The sequence below is a fragment of the Brevundimonas subvibrioides ATCC 15264 genome (assembly GCF_000144605.1).
In the GTDB taxonomy this organism is placed as follows: domain Bacteria; phylum Pseudomonadota; class Alphaproteobacteria; order Caulobacterales; family Caulobacteraceae; genus Brevundimonas; species Brevundimonas subvibrioides.
Window position 1 is genome coordinate 989,597 of record NC_014375.1, and the last position, 16,830, is coordinate 1,006,426.

A 16,830-nucleotide genomic window follows, 5' to 3' on the forward strand; every position below is an offset into this window, starting at 1 on the left:
TCAGTGCGCGAAGTCCTGGATCGGCCGGACGTCCAGCGCGTCCGCCTGGATCGCCCCGATGGCCTGGGCCGCGGCCAGGGCCCCCGCTGACGTCGTATAGTAGGGGATCTTCATCATCAGGGCGGTGCGGCGTAAGGAGAAGCTGTCCTGCAGCGACTGCTTGCCCTCGGTGGTGTTGATGACCAGCTGGACGTCGCCGTTCTTCATCGCGTCGACGATGTTGGGGCGGCCTTCCAGCACCTTCTTGACGTAGCCGACGGTCAGGCCCTGTTCGACCAGATAGGCGTGGGTGCCGCCGGTGGCGATGACCTCGAACCCCTGTTTCAGCAGCAGGGCAACGGCCTCGGCCACATACGGCTTGTCGGCATCCTTGACCGACACGAAGGCGCAACCCGAGACGGGCAGGGTGGTCCCGCCGCCGATCTGGGACTTGGCGAAGGCGCGGGCGAAGGCCGGTGCCATGTCGGTTTCGCCCGGACGCTTGAAGTCCAGGCCCATGACCTCGCCGGTCGAGCGCATCTCGGGGCCCAGGATGGTGTCGACCCCGGCGAAGCGGGCGAACGGGAAGACCGCCTCCTTGACCGCGATGTGGTCGTAGGGGACGTCCTTCAGGCCGAAGGAGGCGAGGGGAACGCCCGCCATGACCTTGGCCGCGATGGCGGCGACCGGCTGGCCGATGGTCTTGGCCACGAAGGGGGCGGTACGGGACGCGCGCGGATTGACCTCCAGCACGAAGATGCGCGGGTTGTCGCTGTGCGGCTCCTCGATGGCGAACTGCACGTTCATCAGGCCGCGCACCTTCAGGGCCCGGGCCATGGCCTCGGTCTGGCGCTTCAGCTCGGTCACGATCTCGGCCGACAGGGAGAAGGGCGGCATGGAACAGGCGCTGTCGCCCGAATGCACCCCGGCCTCCTCGATGTGTTCCAGCACGCCCGCCACGAACACCGTCTCGTCGTCGCACAGGGCGTCGACGTCCACCTCGGTGGCGCGGTTCAGATAGTGGTCGATCAGGACGGGATCGGAGCCCGACACCCGCATGGCCTCGCCGACGTAGCGGTCCAGCTGCTCGCGGTCGTGGACGATCATCATCCCCCGCCCGCCCAGCACATAGGAGGGGCGCAGGACGACGGGATAGCCGACCTCCTCCGCCTTGTCGGCGGCTTCCTGGGCCGAGCGGGCCAGGCCGTTCGGCGGCTGCATCAGGCCGATGTCATTCAGCATGACCTGGAACCGCTCGCGGTCCTCGGCCAGGTCGATGGAGTCGAGCGAGGTGCCCAGGATCGGGATGCCGTCCTCGTGCAGGGCATGGGCCAGCTTCAGCGGGGTCTGGCCGCCGAACTGGACGACGACGCCGATCAGGTTGCCGTTCGACCGCTCGACCTCGATCAACTCCAGCACGTCCTCGGCCGTCAGGGGCTCGAAATACAGCCGGTCGGAGGTGTCGTAGTCGGTCGAGACCGTCTCGGGGTTGCAGTTGACCATGATCGACTCGACGCCGATGTCGGCGAAGGCGAACGCCGCGTGGCAGCAGCAGTAATCGAACTCGATGCCCTGTCCGATCCGGTTCGGACCGCCGCCCAGGATGATGGCCTTCTTCGCGTCGGTCGGTTCGGATTCGCACTGCGGGACCTGGCCCAGCGCCCCGGTCTCATAGGTCGAATACATATAGGCAGTGGCGGATTTGAACTCGGCCGCGCAGGTGTCGATCCGCTTGAAGACCGGACGGACCGACAGGGCGCGACGGGCGTGGCGGACCTCGCGTTCCGTGGACCCGGTCAGCTGGGCCAGCCGGGCGTCGGAGAAGCCCTTGGCCTTCAGCTTGCGGAACTCGGTCGGGTCGGCGGGCAGGCCCTGGACGCGGACATGACCCTCGGTGCGGACGATGTCGGCGATCTGGCGCAGGAACCAGGGCTCATAGGAACAGGCCGCATTGACCTCCTCGACCGACAGGCCGTGGCGGAAGGCCTGGGCGATGACACGGATGCGGTCGGGCGTGGGCTGTCCGAGCGCGCGCACGACGGCGGCGCGGGCCGAGGCGTCGTCCTCGACGTCGACCGTGCCCTCGATCTCGATCTCGTCGAAGCCGGACAGGCCGGTCTCCAGCCCGCGCAGGGCCTTCTGCATCGATTCCTGGAAGGTCCGCCCGATAGCCATGACCTCGCCGACCGACTTCATCGAGGTCGACAGGGTGGCCTCGGCGCCGGGGTATTTCTCGAAGGCGAAGCGGGGGATCTTGGTCACGACATAGTCGATCGACGGCTCGAACGAGGCCGGCGTCACCATGGTGATGTCGTTGGTCAGCTCATCCAGCGTGTAGCCGACCGCCAGACGGGCCGCGACCTTGGCGATCGGGAAGCCGGTGGCCTTGGAGGCCAGCGCGGACGAGCGCGATACGCGCGGGTTCATCTCGATCACGACCATCCGGCCGTCGGCGGGGTTGATGGCCCACTGGACGTTCGATCCGCCGGTCTCGACGCCGATCTCGCGCAGGACGTTGATGGAGCCCGTGCGCATGCGCTGGTACTCCTTGTCCGTCAGGGTCAGGGCCGGGGCGACGGTGATGCTGTCGCCCGTATGGACGCCCATCGGGTCGATGTTCTCGATGGAGCAGATGATGATGCAGTTGTCCGCCTTGTCGCGGACCACCTCCATCTCATACTCCTTCCAGCCCAGCACGCTCTCCTCGATCAGCACCTCGGTGGTCGGCGACAGGTCGAGGCCGCGCAGGACGATCTCCTCGAACTCCTCGCGGTTGTAGGCGATGCCGCCGCCGGTGCCGGCCAGGGTGAAGGAGGGGCGGATGATGGCGGGCAGGCCGACGAACTCCAGCCCGTCAAGAGCCTCGTCCAGCGTGTGCGCCGCCTTGGACTTCGGGGACTCGAGGCCCAGCTTGTCCATGGCGTCGCGGAATTTCTGCCGGTCCTCGGCCTTGTCGATGACGTCCGCCTTGGCCCCGATCATCTCGACGCCGTACTTGGCCAGTGCGCCCGACGCGTCCAGCGCCAGGGCCGTGTTCAGCGCGGTCTGGCCGCCCATCGTAGGCAGCAAGGCGTCGGGGCGCTCCTTGGCGATGATCCGCTCGACGAACTCGGGCGTGATCGGCTCGATATAGGTCGCGTCCGCCATGTCCGGATCGGTCATGATCGTCGCCGGGTTCGAGTTCACCAGGATGACCCGGTACCCCTCCGCCTTCAGCGCCTTGCACGCCTGCACGCCCGAATAGTCGAACTCGCACGCCTGACCGATCACGATCGGCCCCGCCCCGATGATCAGGATCGACTGAATGTCCGTACGTTTGGGCATCTCAGCCTCCCTCTAGTTCGTCACGACCGCGCACTCCCAGCCGTCGTAATCGAGCTGGAAGGCCGCGGCCCAGGATTGCATCATCGCGCTGACCGGGGCGAAGCTGTCTTCGTCCACGGCCATGGTCGTCTCGAGAATGGTGGCGTCGTCCTGGCCCTTGGTCAGGAAGCCGGCGCGGCGGGCGACCTCGTTCAGGTCGTCGTGGTCGCCCTCACCGTAGAAATAGAACAGGGTGTGGCGGGGCGTGATGCCGCTGTCGCCATGGGCCGCCAGCGACGCCCGCACCATGGCGTCCCGCTCTTCGTGAGGGATGGCATCGTCGTCCAGGGCGGTCTCTCGCTCGCGCGCGAACGTCCGGCGCAGCGGGATTCGCGGCCGGGGGCGTTCGGGTTGTCGGTTAAGCGGCCGGTTTAGAGAGAGCGTGGCAGGCGTGCAAGGTGCCGGACGCCAGACAGGAAAAAGGGGCGGCGCCTTTCGGCACCGCCCCCTCCATTGTCGATCGGCCGCGGCTCAATAAGTGGTGGCGAACCGCAGGAAGAAGTAGCGCCCGACGCTGGACACCGGGGTGGCGACCGAGGCGATGAACGGCTCCTCGTTCGTCACGTTGTTGACGCCGAAGGTGACGGCGTAGTCGTCGGCGTCCCAGCGCACCGACAGGTCGTGGATCCAGATTTCGTCGGCGAAGGCGAACGCGAAGTTGTCGGCGTTCTCGATCTCCACGCCCGGCAGGGCCTGTTCGCCCATGTACTGGTGGCCGGTGTTGATGGTGAAGTCGCCGATGGTCCACCGGATGCCCGCGTTCAGAGACAGTTCCGGATTGTTGAGCTGAAGCTCGACCGGGTTGGCCTGGGTCGGGTTGGTGGCGAACGGATAGTCGTTGCGATCTTCCACGTGGGTGCCGCCGACCGACAGGGACATGTCGCCCCAGGCGGGGCGACCCAGCGCGGCGAAGTCGAAGGCGTAGCTGACGTTGAAATCAATCCCCGACGCCTCCAGCCCGGCGAAGTTCAGCTGGGTCGTGGTGATGGAGTTGAAGCCGAGGAACGTCGGCGAGGATGCATTTCGGTTCCGCGTGAACTGACCGCAGAAGACGTTGGTCAGGTCGGGGCCGTCATAGCAGCTGTCGACGATGTCCTGGGTCGTGACCGCCTGGATCGCGTTGGTGATCTCGATATTGTAGTAGTCGACCGTGACCGCCAGGCCCGGAACGAAGCGCGGCTGCAGGACGATGCCGTAGGTGAAGCTGTCGGATTCCTCTTCCTGCAGGTTCGGGTTGCCGCCGGTCCGACCGGCGAACTGGCTGGTCAGAGGGTCGGTGAAGCCGGCGGGAATGCCGTCGGCCCGGCAGTTGGCCAGACGGTTGGCCGGGTTGTTGCCCAGACCGATGTTGTTCTCGTCGCACGGGTCGATCGGCCGGGCGTTGAACGAGGTGATCGGCGAGAACAGCTCGGAGATGTTGGGCGCGCGAACCGTCTTGGCCTGCCCTCCGCGGAAGCGGATGTCGGGGATCGGCGCCCAGACCGCATCGTACTTGTAGGTGGTGGTCGAACCGACCGTCGAATATTCGCCGGCCCGTACCGCGCCCGTCACGGTCAGTTCGTCGAAGAACGGCATGTCGGCCAGCAAGGGGACGCGCAGTTCGGCGAAGATTTCCTGTACGTCGAACTCGCCGCTGACATCGGCGGTGATGCGGCTTTCGAAGTTGAAGCCTTGGTTGACGAAATCGTCGCCGTTGAAGTCGCTCTTCTCCTTGCGATACTCGCCGCCGATGACGAACCCGATCGGGCCCCCGGGCAGGGAGAACAGGGGCGCGGAATCACCGGTCAGCACGCCGGTCACCACCGTCTGCTCGATCGTGAACAGGTCGACGGCCGTGTAGGCGATGAAGTCCAGAGCCGCCTGGCTGGCCTGATTGAGGCCGAACAGGTTCAGCGGGCGACAGGCGGAGCCTGCGCCGGGCGTGAAGGTGTTGAACGGGATGGTGCCGCCCGGATTGGGGCCGAGCTGTCCCTTGCTGGGGAGGGCGGTGGGGTCGAGCGTCGAACGGCAGACGACCTGGCCATTCGGCGCGGTCACGGCGTCGATGGCCGCGAAGTAGCGATCTTCCAGACGCACGGCGCTGCGCGCCTCTCCCTCGGTCCGGCCGTAGTTCAGCGACAGGTCGTAGGACAGGTTCCAGCCCAGCTCGCCCCGGGCGCCGATGACGGCGCGATAGGTCGAGCGCTCTTCCTCGGCCCGCGGATCGAACAGGTCGATGTTGTCGCGACCCAGGAGCACCTTGGCGACCCCTGCGATCGAAGGATCGGCCGCGATCTCTGCATTGATGTAGCGGCGGATGTCAGCCGGGATGAAGGGGTTGTCCAGCTGGATCGGGATGGAGTCGTCGAAGGTGTTGTACGGATTGTAGGTGGTCGACGTGGTGCGGACGGCCTTCAGCTCCGCATAGGGATGGAAGGCGCTGTTGACCTCATAGTTCAGGAAGACGTTGGCGGCGATCTGCGTCTCGTCCGGGACGAGGGACGTGCCGTTGAAGGTCTGGCCAGCGCCGTCGCCGCCCGACTGGTTGATGCCGCCGGCATAGATGCCGTCGACGAACGGCCGCACGCGGCCGGTCACGGGATCGACCACGTAGCAGCCGTAGCCTTCGCGGCCGGCGCGGCTTTCCTGACAGTCGTTGATGCCGTCGCCGTCCAGGTCCTGGGTCGTCGAGAAGAAGCGCGCCGGCGTCGAGAAACCGCTGCCGTCCAGATCGAAGCCGATCAGGCCGCTGGTGCTGGACACATCGAAGGTCGGGCGGTTGATGAAGGTCTGGGCCCGGGCGGCACGGGCCCGCGCGACCAGGGCCGGATCCGTGCCGGCGAAACGCGGGTTGCCACCGACCAGGATGGTGCGGCCCAGCGCACGCGTCTGACCCGCCGGGATGGGATCGCCGATCTGGAAGAACAGGTCGGGGTTGGGATAGTTGTCGGCCAGGAAGTTGTCGCGCGTGAAGTCCCGGTCGCCGTAGAAGACGGCCTGGCGATCGTAGCCCTCGACCGACACCGTGATGTTGCCGCGGTCGCCTTCGCCGAAGTTGGTGCCGAACAGGAACGAGCCGTACATCTCGTTGCCGTCGCCCTCGCCCGACAGGCCGGCCTGCATGGTGAACTGCGAGCCCTCGAAGTCATCCTTGATGATGAAGTTGACGACCCCCGTGACGGCGTCCGAGCCATAGACGGCCGAGGCACCGCCCGTCAGCACGTCGACGCGATCGATCAAACCGGAGGGGATCGAGGCGATGTCCACCGCGGAGGAGCCGGGAACGCCCGAAACGTGACGGCGGCCGTTGACCAGAACCAGTGTGCGGTTGCCGCCCAGGCTGCGCAGGTTCAGCGTCGCCGCACCGCCGTTGGCCTGGGCCGAACTGGTCGAGCTGATCAGGGCCGGCAGGGTGTCGAGGAGATCCGAGATGGCGACCGTGCCCTTGGCGGCGATGACCTCGGCCGTCACGACCTGCACGGGTTGCGGGGCCTGCAGCACGGAACCTGACGACAGACGCGAGCCCGTGACGACGATTTCGTCGACCTGATCCGCTTCCTGGGGTGGCGTTTGCGGATCAGCCGACTGGGCCAGAACCGGCCCCGCCATCAGAAAGGTCGCTGCGGACCCCAGCAGCCATAGCTTCGCCGTACGCATGAATCGTTCCCCTGGAATAAAAATCAGCCTCAGACAGGGATGGTTCTTGCGGCGACCGTCGTTACGCAAGCCGCGAAATGCCGCGTAACTATTATGTCCGGAATGTGTCGCGCTTTAGTCACGGTCAAGCTTTCGGCCCGATGCGGCGTCATGGCCTGCCAAGGGGGAGAAAGGTGGGCCCGCCGGAACGCCGAGCCGGGATCTGCATTTGCTGGATGGACACGTCCCCACGCGCCGACCGTCAGCGCGCGGTAGAGACTGCCAGACAGAAAAGACGTCGCCGAGCGGTCCCAACCTCATCGAAAATTCTCACAATCGTGTGAGAATGAGGCGAAAGTGACATGGTTCGGTCGTGTGTGTGTTGCGATACGGGCACCACAGACGGTAGGTCGCCGTCAGTTTTTTCCAGTCAGTGAAAAGTAGTCTCCATGGTCAGTCGCTTCCGTTTGCGCCACTCTTCCGCCCTTGCAGGAGGCATCCTGGCCTTCGCACTGATCGGGACGCCTGTGTTGGCGCAGACGGCACCGGAGCCGCAGGATCCGGAGACGTCGCTCGATGAAGTCGTCGTCACCGGGACCCGCATCCGGGTGCAGGACTATGTCGCCGCCAACCCCGTGACCTCGGTCACCGCTGAGACCATCGAGAACTCGGGCCAGACCAACCTGACCCAGTTCCTGACCGACATTCCGGCGCTGTCGAGCTCCGTGACCCTTCAAGACGGCGCGGATACGACCACCCCCGGCCTGGCCGGCCTCAACCTGCTGAACCTGCGCGGTCTGGGCACTGACCGGACCCTGGTCCTGGTCAACGGCCGCCGCCACATCTCGTCCAGCCCCGGTACGCCGTCGGTGGACGTCAACTCGATCCCCGTCGCCCTGGTCGAGCGGACCGAGGTCCTGACCGGCGGTGCTTCGGCCGTGTACGGCGCGGACGGCGTGTCCGGCGTGGTCAACTTCATCCTCAAGGACGATTTCGAGGGCGTCGATTTCCGCACCCAGTACGGCACTTCGGACGAAGGCGGCGCCGACAACTATTTCGCCAGCCTGCTGCTCGGCAACAATTTCGCCGACGGACGCGGCAACGTCACGCTGGGCTTCGAATACAACAAGGACGAGGCCCTGAAGGTCTCGGAGCGCGAGTACACCCGCTCGGGCAACCGCTTCATCTTCATCAACAACCCCGACGATCCGGAGACCTTCGGCGGTGCCCAGACCCCCGGCATCCCGGACCTGATCCTGTCGAACAATGTCCGCTACATCGACACGTCGCGGGGCGGCTCGATCTACACCAACTTCGCAACGGCGACGACGGGCTCGGGCGTCAGCTTCCTGGGTAACGGCGACCCGTTCGTCGACGGCATTTCGGCCGGCGGCTTCACGGCCATCGGCGGCAGCGGCAGCCCGCTGGACGATTTCAACGACGATCTGCTGCCCGGTCTGGAGCGCGGGACGCTCAGCCTGACCGGCCGATACGACATCACGCCCGGTCTGCGCGCGTTCACCGAGCTGAAATACACGCAGAGCCAGACGCAGTTCTTCGCCCAGCCCAGCTATGTCTACGGGCTGTTCGTTCCGCTCGACAACCCGTTCATCCCGGCCTCGGCCCGCGCGGATTCCCTGACGCCCGGCGGCCTCGGTCTGTCCGACGGCGCTGTTCTGCTGGCCCGCGACAACTTCGATCTGGGCACCCAGAACTACGACATCACGCGTGAGACCTACCGCGCCGTGGTCGGCCTGTCCGGAGACCTGACGGACAACATCGCGTTCGAGGCCTCCTACGTCTATGGCCGCGCGGATCAGGAACAGACCGCCAAGAACGTCATCATCAACGACCGCTTCTTTGCGGCCAGCGACGTGATCGTGTCGGGTGGACAACCGGTCTGCCGGTCCAACATCGATCCGACCGCGGTTCCGGTTGGCGACGTGTTCGGTCAGTTCCAGTTCCCCGCCGCGGCGTTCGGCGCGACCTTCACGCCCGGCGCGAACTCCGGGTGTCAGCCGCTGAACCTGTTCGGCGAAGGCCTGAACTCCCAGACGGCGATCGACTGGATCACCGGGGAATACACCGAAGAAGCCACCATCGAGCAGCACGTGGTCAACGCGTTCGTCTCTGGTGACACGACGGGCTTCTTCCGCCTGCCGGGTGGCCCCGTCGGCTTCGTGGTCGGCGGTGAATACCGCAAGGAAAGCAGCGACTCGCGGCCGTCCGATATCCAGCTGCTGGCGGACGCGCTGGAGTATCCGTTGACGGGCGTCGGCCGCGCCTCGCGCACCCAGGGCGAGTTCGACGTGGCGGAATTCTTCACCGAAGTGTCGGTGCCGATCGTCAAGGACCTGCCCTTTGCCAAGTCGGTCGAGCTGTCCGCCGCCTATCGTTACTCCGACTATTCCACCAGCGGCGGTGCCGACACGTGGAACGTCAACGGACGCTGGGACATCGACGACACCCTGGCCTTCCGGGCGACCGTGGCCCGCGCCGTGCGCGCCCCCAACATCGTGGATCTGTTCCAAGGGCGTCAGCAGACCTTCGGCACCTTCGCCGACCCCTGCTCGCGGGAAAACCTGACGGAAGGCGAGAACCCGACCCTGCGTCTCCAGAACTGCCAGGCCGACCTCGCGACGTTCGGACTGACGGTCGGTGCCGGCGGGTATCAGAACACCAGCTCGGAATCGGTCGGTGGCTTCGTTCAGGGCAATCCGGACCTGAGCCCGGAAAGCGCCGACACCTACACCTTCGGCTTCGTGATCACGCCGGCCGATGTTCCCGGGCTGTCGCTGTCGCTCGACTATTACAACATCGAGATCAGCGACGCGATCCAGGCCTATTCCTCGCAGACGATCGTCAACAACTGCTACGACCTCCCGCGGCCGAACCAGTTCTGCGATCTCATCGAGCGCGGCACCGTCGGTGGAAACCCCGGCCGGATCGTCAGCTTCAACCAGATCCCCGGAAACCTGGCCAGCTACGAAACCTCCGGCTGGGATCTGAACGCCCAGTACCGTCTGGACCCGGCCATGTTCGGCATCGAGCGCGACATCGGTACGTTCAACTTCAATCTGGTTGCGAACCTGCTCGACAGCCTGACCTTCACCGAGGTGTCCGGCGCGGACCCCATCAACTCCCAGAACCGTCCGGGTTCGCCCGAGTACACGGCCACCTTCGACGTGACCTGGAACTGGAAGGCGCTGTCGGCCAACTATGGCTTCAGCTACTTCAACGCCGTCGATCGTCAGAGCCGCCAGGGTCTGGTCAACAACCCGGATGCCTATGAAGCCCAGTACCGCCGGTTCCCGGCGCGCGAGGTTCACGACTTCCGCGTGGCCTATGACGTCAACGACGGTCTGGGCGTCTACGCCGGCGTGAACAACTTCACCGACGAGCAGCCCGCTCCCGGATCGGAATCCTATCCGGTCAGCGCGCTGGGTCGCTACTTCTATGTCGGCGCGACCGCCAAGCTGGGCTCGCTCGGCAGCCTGTTCGCCTGGCGCTGATCCCCCCGACCGGCACCGGATGACGAAGGGAAAGGCGGCCCCTCCGCAGGGCCGCCTTTTTCTATGCCCGCTCGGCGATCCAGGCGGGCAGGGCGGCAATGGTGTCCAGCGTGCCGTAGCGGGCGTGACCGTCCGGGGCGTCGGCCAGTTCGTGGGCCCAGGTAATGTGATAGGGAATGTGGACGGCGAAGGCCCCGGCCTCCAGCGCGGGCAGGACGTCGGACTTCATCGAGTTCCCGACCATCACCGCCTCGTCCGCGCCCGTGCCATGGCGGGCGAAGACCCGGTCGTAGGTGCCGCGGTCCTTCTCCGAGACGATCTCGACGGCGGCGAACAGCTCGCCGAGCCCCGAGGCCGCAAGCTTGCGTTCCTGGTCCAGAAGGTCGCCCTTGGTGATCAGGACCAGCCGGTGGCGCTCGGCCAGGGCGGCCACGGTCTCGTCCACGCCGGGCAGGGTCTCGACCGGGTGGGCGATCATCTCGCGCCCGGCGGCCAGGATCTCGCGCACCACCGGGGCCGGGGCCTCGCCGTCGCACAGCTCCATCGCCGTCTCGATCATCGACAGGGTGAACCCCTTGATGCCGTAGCCATAGAGACGAAGGTTCCGCCGTTCGACCTCGGCCAGCCGCGCTTCTGTGGTGGCGGTGTCGGCGTGGGCGGACAGCAGGTCCAGGAACCGCGCCTGGGTCAGGCGGAAGATGGTCTCGTTGTGCCACAGGGTGTCGTCGGCATCGAGACCGACCGTGGTGATGGGCATGGGGGCGCTCCGGCAGGGGGTGTGCGTGCAGTAGCGCAGACCTTCGCGGCGCGTCATCCCCGGACCCGATCCGGCCGAACGCCGGGGCGGTCGTGAGCGGAAGCGTCGCACGGACCTGCGAGGGCGAACCGTCTAGGTCTGTGCTGCGGACGGGCCGGTCTTCGGACCGGAACCGGGGTGACGCTATGGGAGCGATGATATGACGGATCGAGCGGCGGTCGTGATCGGGGCCTCGGGGGGGATCGGGTTTGCCGTCGCCGAGGCGCTCGAGGCCGGCGGCACCTTCGGGACCGTCCACCGGTTCGGGCGGTCGATGGCCGGCGAGGCGCATATCGATCTCGAGGACGAGCGCACCCTCTCGGCCGCCGCCGCCCGCGTGGCCCAAGGGCCTGTCCCGACCCTTTTCTTTGTCGCGACCGGGGTCCTGCATCACGGCGAGGAGCCGGAGCGATCCTACAAGGCGATGACGGCCGGGCACCTGCTCCGGGACTACCGGGTCAACACCGTGGGGCCGGCGCTGGTCGCCAAGCATTTCGCGCCGCTGCTGCCGCGCGACCGGCGGGCGGCGTTCGCGGCGCTGTCGGCGCGGGTCGGATCGATCGGCGACAACCGTCTGGGCGGGTGGCACAGCTATCGGGCGTCCAAGGCGGCGCTCAACATGATCCTGACCAACCTGGCGCTGGAACTGGGGCGGTCGCACCCGCAGGCGGTGGTGGCGGGGCTGCATCCCGGAACGGTCGACACGGGGCTCAGCGAGCCGTTCCAGCGCGGCGTGAAGCCGGAAAAGCTGTTCACGCCCGCCTATTCGGCCGAGCGGCTGCTGTCGGTGCTGGACGGGCTGACACCCGCCGACAGCGGTGGTGTTTTCGCATGGGACGGAGCGCGCATTCCGGCCTAAGCGTCGGCGCATGAGCCAGACCGAAACGATTCCGCTTGAGGCCCAGCACGGCGGCCGCAAACTGGGCTGGGGCCTGGCGGCGCTGGTGGTGGCCGGCAACATGATCGGCTCGGGCGTCTATCTGGCCCCCGTGGCCCTGGCCTCGACCGGATCGTCCAGCCTGATCGGCTAGCTGATCTGCGGGGCGGGGGCGATGATCCTGGCGGCGGTGTTCGCGGGCCTCGGCCGGTTCCAGCCGGACGCCGACGGCCTGACCGACTTCACGCGCCGGGGACTGGGGCGTTTCGTCGGCTACCAGACCGCGATCGCCTACTGGGGCGTCTGCCTGACCGGCAATGTTGCGGTGGCGCTGGCGGGAACGGGCTATCTGGCCTTCTTCGCACCGGTCCTGGCCGAGCCGATCCCGGCCATGCTGTGCAATCTGGTGCTGATCGGCGTGACGACGTCAGCCTATGCGGCCGGAGCCCGCATCGCGGCACGGCTGGGGGCGGTGACGCTGGTGATCGGGCTGTTGCCGCTGGTGCTGGCCATCGTGGCCGGGATCGTCGCCTTCAGCGGGACGACCTTCGCCGCCTCCTGGTCCCCGCAGGGCCTGCCGCTGGCTCAGAGCGTGCCGGCCTCGCTGGTCGTGATCTTCTGGTCCTTCCTGGGGCTGGAGAGCGCGGCGGCCCTGTCGCGGCTGGTACGAAACCCGGCCCAGGATGTCGGCCGGGCCAGCGTGGCGGGCGTGGGACTGGCGCTGGTCGTCTATGTCGCCGCCAGCGTGGCGGTGTTCGGCGTCATCCCGGCCGGGGAGCTGGCGAGCTCGACCAGCCCGTTCGCCGACCTGGCGGCGCGGGTGTTCGGGGCCTCGGTGGCCGGCTTCGTGGCCGCCTGTGCGGTGATCAAGGCCCTGGGCACCATCGCGGGCTGGACCATCCTCGGCGGAGAGACGGCGCGGAGCGCGGGCGAGGCCGGCTATCTGCCGCGCTGGTTCGGATCGGCCGCGACGCCGGGGCGACTGCCCCTGGCCAATCCGCTGATCAACGGGGCGATCATGGCTGGGCTGGTCGTCATGACCTCCCAGCCGACCCTGGCCGGGCAGTTCGCCTTGCTGATCGGGGCCTGCACCGTCCTGACCATCTGCCTGTATGCCCTGTGCTGCATCAGCCTGTTCCGGGCCAGCCGGGCCCCGGGCTGGCGAGTGCTGTCGGTCGTCGGGCTGATCTTTTCGATCGGCGCGGTGGTGGCGGCGGCTCCGGGAAACATCGTGCCGGCCATCGTCCTGTTCGCCGTGGCTTCCGTGGGGTGGGTTTGGGTGCGAAACGCCCCGGAACGGCGCGTTGACCCGATCGGGCCATCTGTTTAGTCACGCAGCCGTTTGTTCGCCGGGATTCGGTGTAAGGGAACGGCCATGACCCAGACTTCTTTTCCGGCGCTTCTTCCCGGCTGCACCGGCGTTCTGGCCCTGGCCGACGGCACCATCTTCCAGGGCATCGGCGTCGGCGCGACCGGCGCCGCCCTCGGCGAGGTGGTCTTCAACACCGCCATGACCGGGTATCAGGAGATCCTGACCGACCCGTCCTACATGAGCCAGATCCTGGCCTTCACCTTTCCGCACGTCGGCAACACCGGCACCAATGTGGAAGACATCGAGCAGATGGGCGGCGGATCGGACACCTCGGCCCGGGGCGCGATCTTCCGCGACCTGCCGACCGATCCGGCCAACTGGCGCAGCGATGCCAGCCTGGACGTCTGGATGAAGCGACGCGGCGTCGTGGGCCTGTCGGGCATCGACACACGGGCGCTGACGCAGCGCATCCGCGACCACGGCGCGCCCCACGCGGTGATCGCCCACGATCCCGAAGGCCGGTTCGATCTGGAGGCACTCGTCGCGCAGGCCCGGGGCTGGACCGGCCTTGTCGGCCTGGACCTGGCCAAGCCGGCCTCGACGCTGCAGGCGTTCGAATGGGACGAAGGCCTGTGGGAGTGGCCGGAAGGTCATCCGAAGACCCATGGGCGCAAGTCGGTCGTGGTTCTGGACTATGGCGTGAAGCGCAACATCCTGCGGGCCCTGGCCTCGACGGGCGCGAAGATCACGGTGGTCCCGGCAACGACGACGGCCGAAGAGGTCCTGGCGCGCAATCCGGACGGCATCGTCCTGTCGAACGGCCCGGGCGATCCGGCGGCCACCGGCGACTACGCGGTGCCCGAGATCCGCAAGCTGGTCGACAGCGGCAAGCCGGTGTTCGGCATCTGCCTGGGGCACCAGATGCTGGCCCTCGCGCTGGGCGGCAAGACGGTCAAGATGGAACAGGGCCACCACGGGGCCAACCATCCGGTCAAGGATCTGACCACCGGCAAGGTCGAGATCGTGTCGATGAACCACGGCTTCACCGTCGACCGCGACAGCCTGCCGGACGCGGTGGTCGAGACGCACGTCAGCCTGTTCGACGGCACCAACTGCGGTATCCAGCTGAAGGACCGGCCGGTCTTCAGCGTCCAGCACCACCCCGAGGCCTCGCCCGGACCGACGGACAGTCTGTACCTGTTCGACCGCTTCCAGGCCCTGATGGACGCCTAGGTTGGCGTCTTCACCCAGCGCCCGGTCGGACTATCTGCACTGGCTGGCGCAGGCGCTGGGGAGCGTGCGGGTCGAGACCGGGGCGGAAGTTGGCACCCGGGACCTCGTGGCCGGCTATGCCACCGGCTATGACGCCCACCATATCGCCCCCTTCGTGCGGTCGCTCCGCAGCGTCTTCGACGGCGAGATCGCCCTGGCAGCCGATGCCCGGCCCGATGTGGAGGCCCTGTTCGCCGATCACGACGTCCGCTTCCTGACCCAGCCGGACACACAGGGCTGGCAGCCGCATCCCGTCATGGCCCGGTTCGCCGCTGTCGATGCCCACCTGACCGCGCGATCGGATATCCGCAACGTCCTGCTGACCGACGTCCGCGACGTGATCTTCCAGAAGTCCCCGTTCGAGCCCGCGCCCGATGGACTTGAGGTGTTTCTCGAAGGCGACCGGCTGAAGGATCATGCCTTCGACATGAAATATCTCAGGGCTCTGGCCGGGGACGGGATTGCCGACGCCCTGGGGCTCGCGCCGGCGATCTGTGTCGGGACGATCCTGGGGCCCCGCGCCGACATGGTCCGGTTCTGTCGCACGGTGTTGATGCTGGCCGCGGTGCCTCGCTCGGAGATGGGCGGCAGCTTCGGGGCGGACCAGGCCGCCTGCAACATGGCGATCCACATGGGGCTGGTGCAGGCCGAAGTGCGGGCCAACTACGGGCGGGTGGCGACCATCGGGCTGCAGGCTGCCGCAGACTTCGCCTTTCGGGATGGACAGGTCATCAATCCCGATGGCTCGATCAGCGCCATTGTGCATCAGCACGACCGGCACCCCTTGCTGGCAGCCGCCGTGCGTGGCCGCTGGGCGGTCGGGCTGGAGGCCCGCGAGCGTGTGACGCCGCGGACGGTGTCGTCCCGACTGCGGCGCATGAAACAGTCCCTGGCGCGTCGGCTTCCCGAGGCCCGCTGAACGCCGTAATCGTTCCGTGATCGCGGGCGTGGTAGAGGGAAGACATGCGCGCACTCGTCCTGTCCCTGACCGCCTGTCTCGCCATGGCTCTTGGAGCCTGCGCCAGCGGTGCGCGAACCAGCTTTGACCTTCAGGATCGCGACGGGGCCCGGCCGATGGGGCTGGTGGCCCGGACCGGCCATCCCATCCGCGTCTATCTGGATGCGGAAGATCGCGCCGCCCTTTTCCAGCAGGCCTTTCGCGAGGGCGTCCCCCTCGGACCCGACGGTGTGCTTGATTTCATCGCGCTCAGCGGCGGCGGCTCCAACGGCGCCTTCACGGCCGGTCTGATGAAGGGCTGGAGCGAGACCGGCGAACGGCCGGATTTCGAGGTCGTGACGGGCGTATCCACGGGCGCGCTGGCAGCCCCCTTCGTGTTCCTCGGGGCCGACTACGACGACGAGCTGGCCGAAGCCTATACGGGCGGCGCGGCGGCGGGCCTGCTTCAGCCGCAGGGGATCGGGGCCTTCTTCGGCTCGGGAATCTACAAGCCGCAACCGCTGCGAGCCCTCGTTGATCGCTACGTCGATGCGGCCCTCCTGCGAGCCGTCGCGGCGGAGTACGCCAAGGGCCGCGTCCTGCTGGTCGCCACCACCGATCTGGACTCGCAGCGCGGCGTCAGCTGGGATCTCGGAGCCATCGCAACCCAGGGCACGCCCGAGGCGCTTGAGCTGTTCCGCAGCGTGCTGGTCGCCTCGGCCAGCATTCCCGGGGCGTTCCCGCCTGTGCTGATCCAGTCCGACAATGCCGGGCTGCAGTTCGAGGAGATGCATGTCGACGGCGGCGTGACGACGCCCTTCCTGGCTGTACCCGAGACGCTGTGGTCCTTCCGCGAGCCTTCCGGCACCCTGAGGGCCGCGCGCTTCTACGTCGTCATCAACGGCCGGACCAATCCCAGTTTCGAGATCACCCGGGACACGCCGCAGCGCGTGCTGGGCCGCAGTATCGACATTCTGCTGAGGGCTTCGATCATCACGACCCTGGCCGGAAACCGGGCCTTCGCGGACACCAACGACCTGTTCTTTCGCTATGCGGCCCTGCCGGACGACTCGGAGGCCTCGGCGCTGGACTTCAGCGTGGAGTCGATGAGCGCGGTGTACGACATCGGGCGCCAGGGCGCGATCGACGGCACCGCCTGGCGTTAGG

The 16,830-nt window shown here is 67.3% G+C and carries 11 protein-coding genes; 7 read left to right on the forward strand and 4 right to left on the reverse strand.

Annotation, left to right across the window (positions count from 1 at the left end; translation table 11 throughout):
- The 3 genes from carB to BRESU_RS04980 all read right to left on the reverse strand — a co-directional run bounded on the left by carB (window position 1) and on the right by BRESU_RS04980 (window position 6,978).
- Window positions 1-3,303, reverse strand: a complete 3,303-nt coding sequence (gene carB / locus BRESU_RS04970; protein WP_013268413.1) for a carbamoyl-phosphate synthase large subunit — start codon at window positions 3,301-3,303, stop codon at window positions 1-3.
- Between the two features lie 12 nt (window positions 3,304-3,315).
- On the reverse strand, window positions 3,316-3,591 hold the full coding sequence (locus tag BRESU_RS04975; protein ID WP_013268414.1) for a ribonuclease E inhibitor RraB: 276 nt from the start codon (window positions 3,589-3,591) through the stop codon (window positions 3,316-3,318).
- A gap of 222 nt (window positions 3,592-3,813) precedes the next feature.
- The gene (locus BRESU_RS04980) at window positions 3,814-6,978 is read right to left on the reverse strand and encodes a TonB-dependent receptor domain-containing protein (RefSeq protein WP_013268415.1); all 3,165 of its coding nucleotides are present in this window, start codon (window positions 6,976-6,978) and stop codon (window positions 3,814-3,816) included.
- A gap of 509 nt (window positions 6,979-7,487) precedes the next feature.
- Between BRESU_RS04980 and BRESU_RS04985 the strand changes: the two genes are divergently transcribed.
- Entirely contained in the window at window positions 7,488-10,469 is a 2,982-nt protein-coding gene (locus BRESU_RS04985; protein ID WP_169308009.1) for a TonB-dependent receptor plug domain-containing protein, read from the forward strand.
- 61 nt (window positions 10,470-10,530) lie between these two features.
- Here BRESU_RS04985 and BRESU_RS04990 read toward each other — a convergent pair whose 3' ends face one another.
- The gene (locus BRESU_RS04990; protein WP_013268417.1) at window positions 10,531-11,226 is read right to left on the reverse strand and encodes an HAD family hydrolase; all 696 of its coding nucleotides are present in this window, start codon (window positions 11,224-11,226) and stop codon (window positions 10,531-10,533) included.
- A 199-nt stretch (window positions 11,227-11,425) separates the two neighbouring features.
- Between BRESU_RS04990 and BRESU_RS04995 the strand changes: the two genes are divergently transcribed.
- The 6 genes from BRESU_RS04995 to BRESU_RS05015 are packed head-to-tail and all read left to right on the forward strand — an operon-like array spanning window position 11,426 to window position 16,829.
- Window positions 11,426-12,124: an SDR family NAD(P)-dependent oxidoreductase gene (locus BRESU_RS04995; RefSeq protein ID WP_013268418.1), complete on the forward strand. Its 699-nt coding sequence runs from the start codon at window positions 11,426-11,428 to the stop codon at window positions 12,122-12,124.
- Between the two features lie 10 nt (window positions 12,125-12,134).
- Complete coding sequence (locus BRESU_RS17685) at window positions 12,135-12,296, forward strand: hypothetical protein (protein WP_245528600.1); 162 nt, start codon at window positions 12,135-12,137, stop codon at window positions 12,294-12,296.
- A gap of 3 nt (window positions 12,297-12,299) precedes the next feature.
- Window positions 12,300-13,472 carry an amino acid permease gene (locus BRESU_RS05000; protein WP_280990777.1) on the forward strand — a complete coding sequence of 391 codons (1,173 nt, stop codon included), beginning with the start codon at window positions 12,300-12,302 and terminating at the stop codon, window positions 13,470-13,472.
- A gap of 45 nt (window positions 13,473-13,517) precedes the next feature.
- Window positions 13,518-14,687: a glutamine-hydrolyzing carbamoyl-phosphate synthase small subunit gene (gene carA, locus BRESU_RS05005; RefSeq protein WP_013268419.1), complete on the forward strand. Its 1,170-nt coding sequence runs from the start codon at window positions 13,518-13,520 to the stop codon at window positions 14,685-14,687.
- 1 nt (window position 14,688) lies between these two features.
- Window positions 14,689-15,645, forward strand: a complete 957-nt coding sequence (locus tag BRESU_RS05010) for a hypothetical protein (RefSeq protein WP_013268420.1) — start codon at window positions 14,689-14,691, stop codon at window positions 15,643-15,645.
- A 44-nt stretch (window positions 15,646-15,689) separates the two neighbouring features.
- On the forward strand, window positions 15,690-16,829 hold the full coding sequence (locus BRESU_RS05015) for a patatin-like phospholipase family protein (RefSeq protein WP_013268421.1): 1,140 nt from the start codon (window positions 15,690-15,692) through the stop codon (window positions 16,827-16,829).
- Window position 16,830 lies beyond the last annotated feature (1 nt).

Coding starts and splice junctions, on each gene's coding strand:
- carB (WP_013268413.1), bottom strand. CDS start 3,303: ATGCCCAAACGTACGGACATTCAGTCGATCCTGATCATCGGGGCGGGG.
- BRESU_RS04975 (WP_013268414.1), bottom strand. CDS start 3,591: ATGGTGCGGGCGTCGCTGGCGGCCCATGGCGACAGCGGCATCACGCCC.
- BRESU_RS04980 (WP_013268415.1), bottom strand. CDS start 6,978: ATGCGTACGGCGAAGCTATGGCTGCTGGGGTCCGCAGCGACCTTTCTG.
- BRESU_RS04990 (WP_013268417.1), bottom strand. CDS start 11,226: ATGCCCATCACCACGGTCGGTCTCGATGCCGACGACACCCTGTGGCAC.
- BRESU_RS04995 (WP_013268418.1), top strand. CDS start 11,426: ATGACGGATCGAGCGGCGGTCGTGATCGGGGCCTCGGGGGGGATCGGG.
- BRESU_RS17685 (WP_245528600.1), top strand. CDS start 12,135: ATGAGCCAGACCGAAACGATTCCGCTTGAGGCCCAGCACGGCGGCCGC.
- carA (WP_013268419.1), top strand. CDS start 13,518: ATGACCCAGACTTCTTTTCCGGCGCTTCTTCCCGGCTGCACCGGCGTT.
- BRESU_RS05015 (WP_013268421.1), top strand. CDS start 15,690: ATGCGCGCACTCGTCCTGTCCCTGACCGCCTGTCTCGCCATGGCTCTT.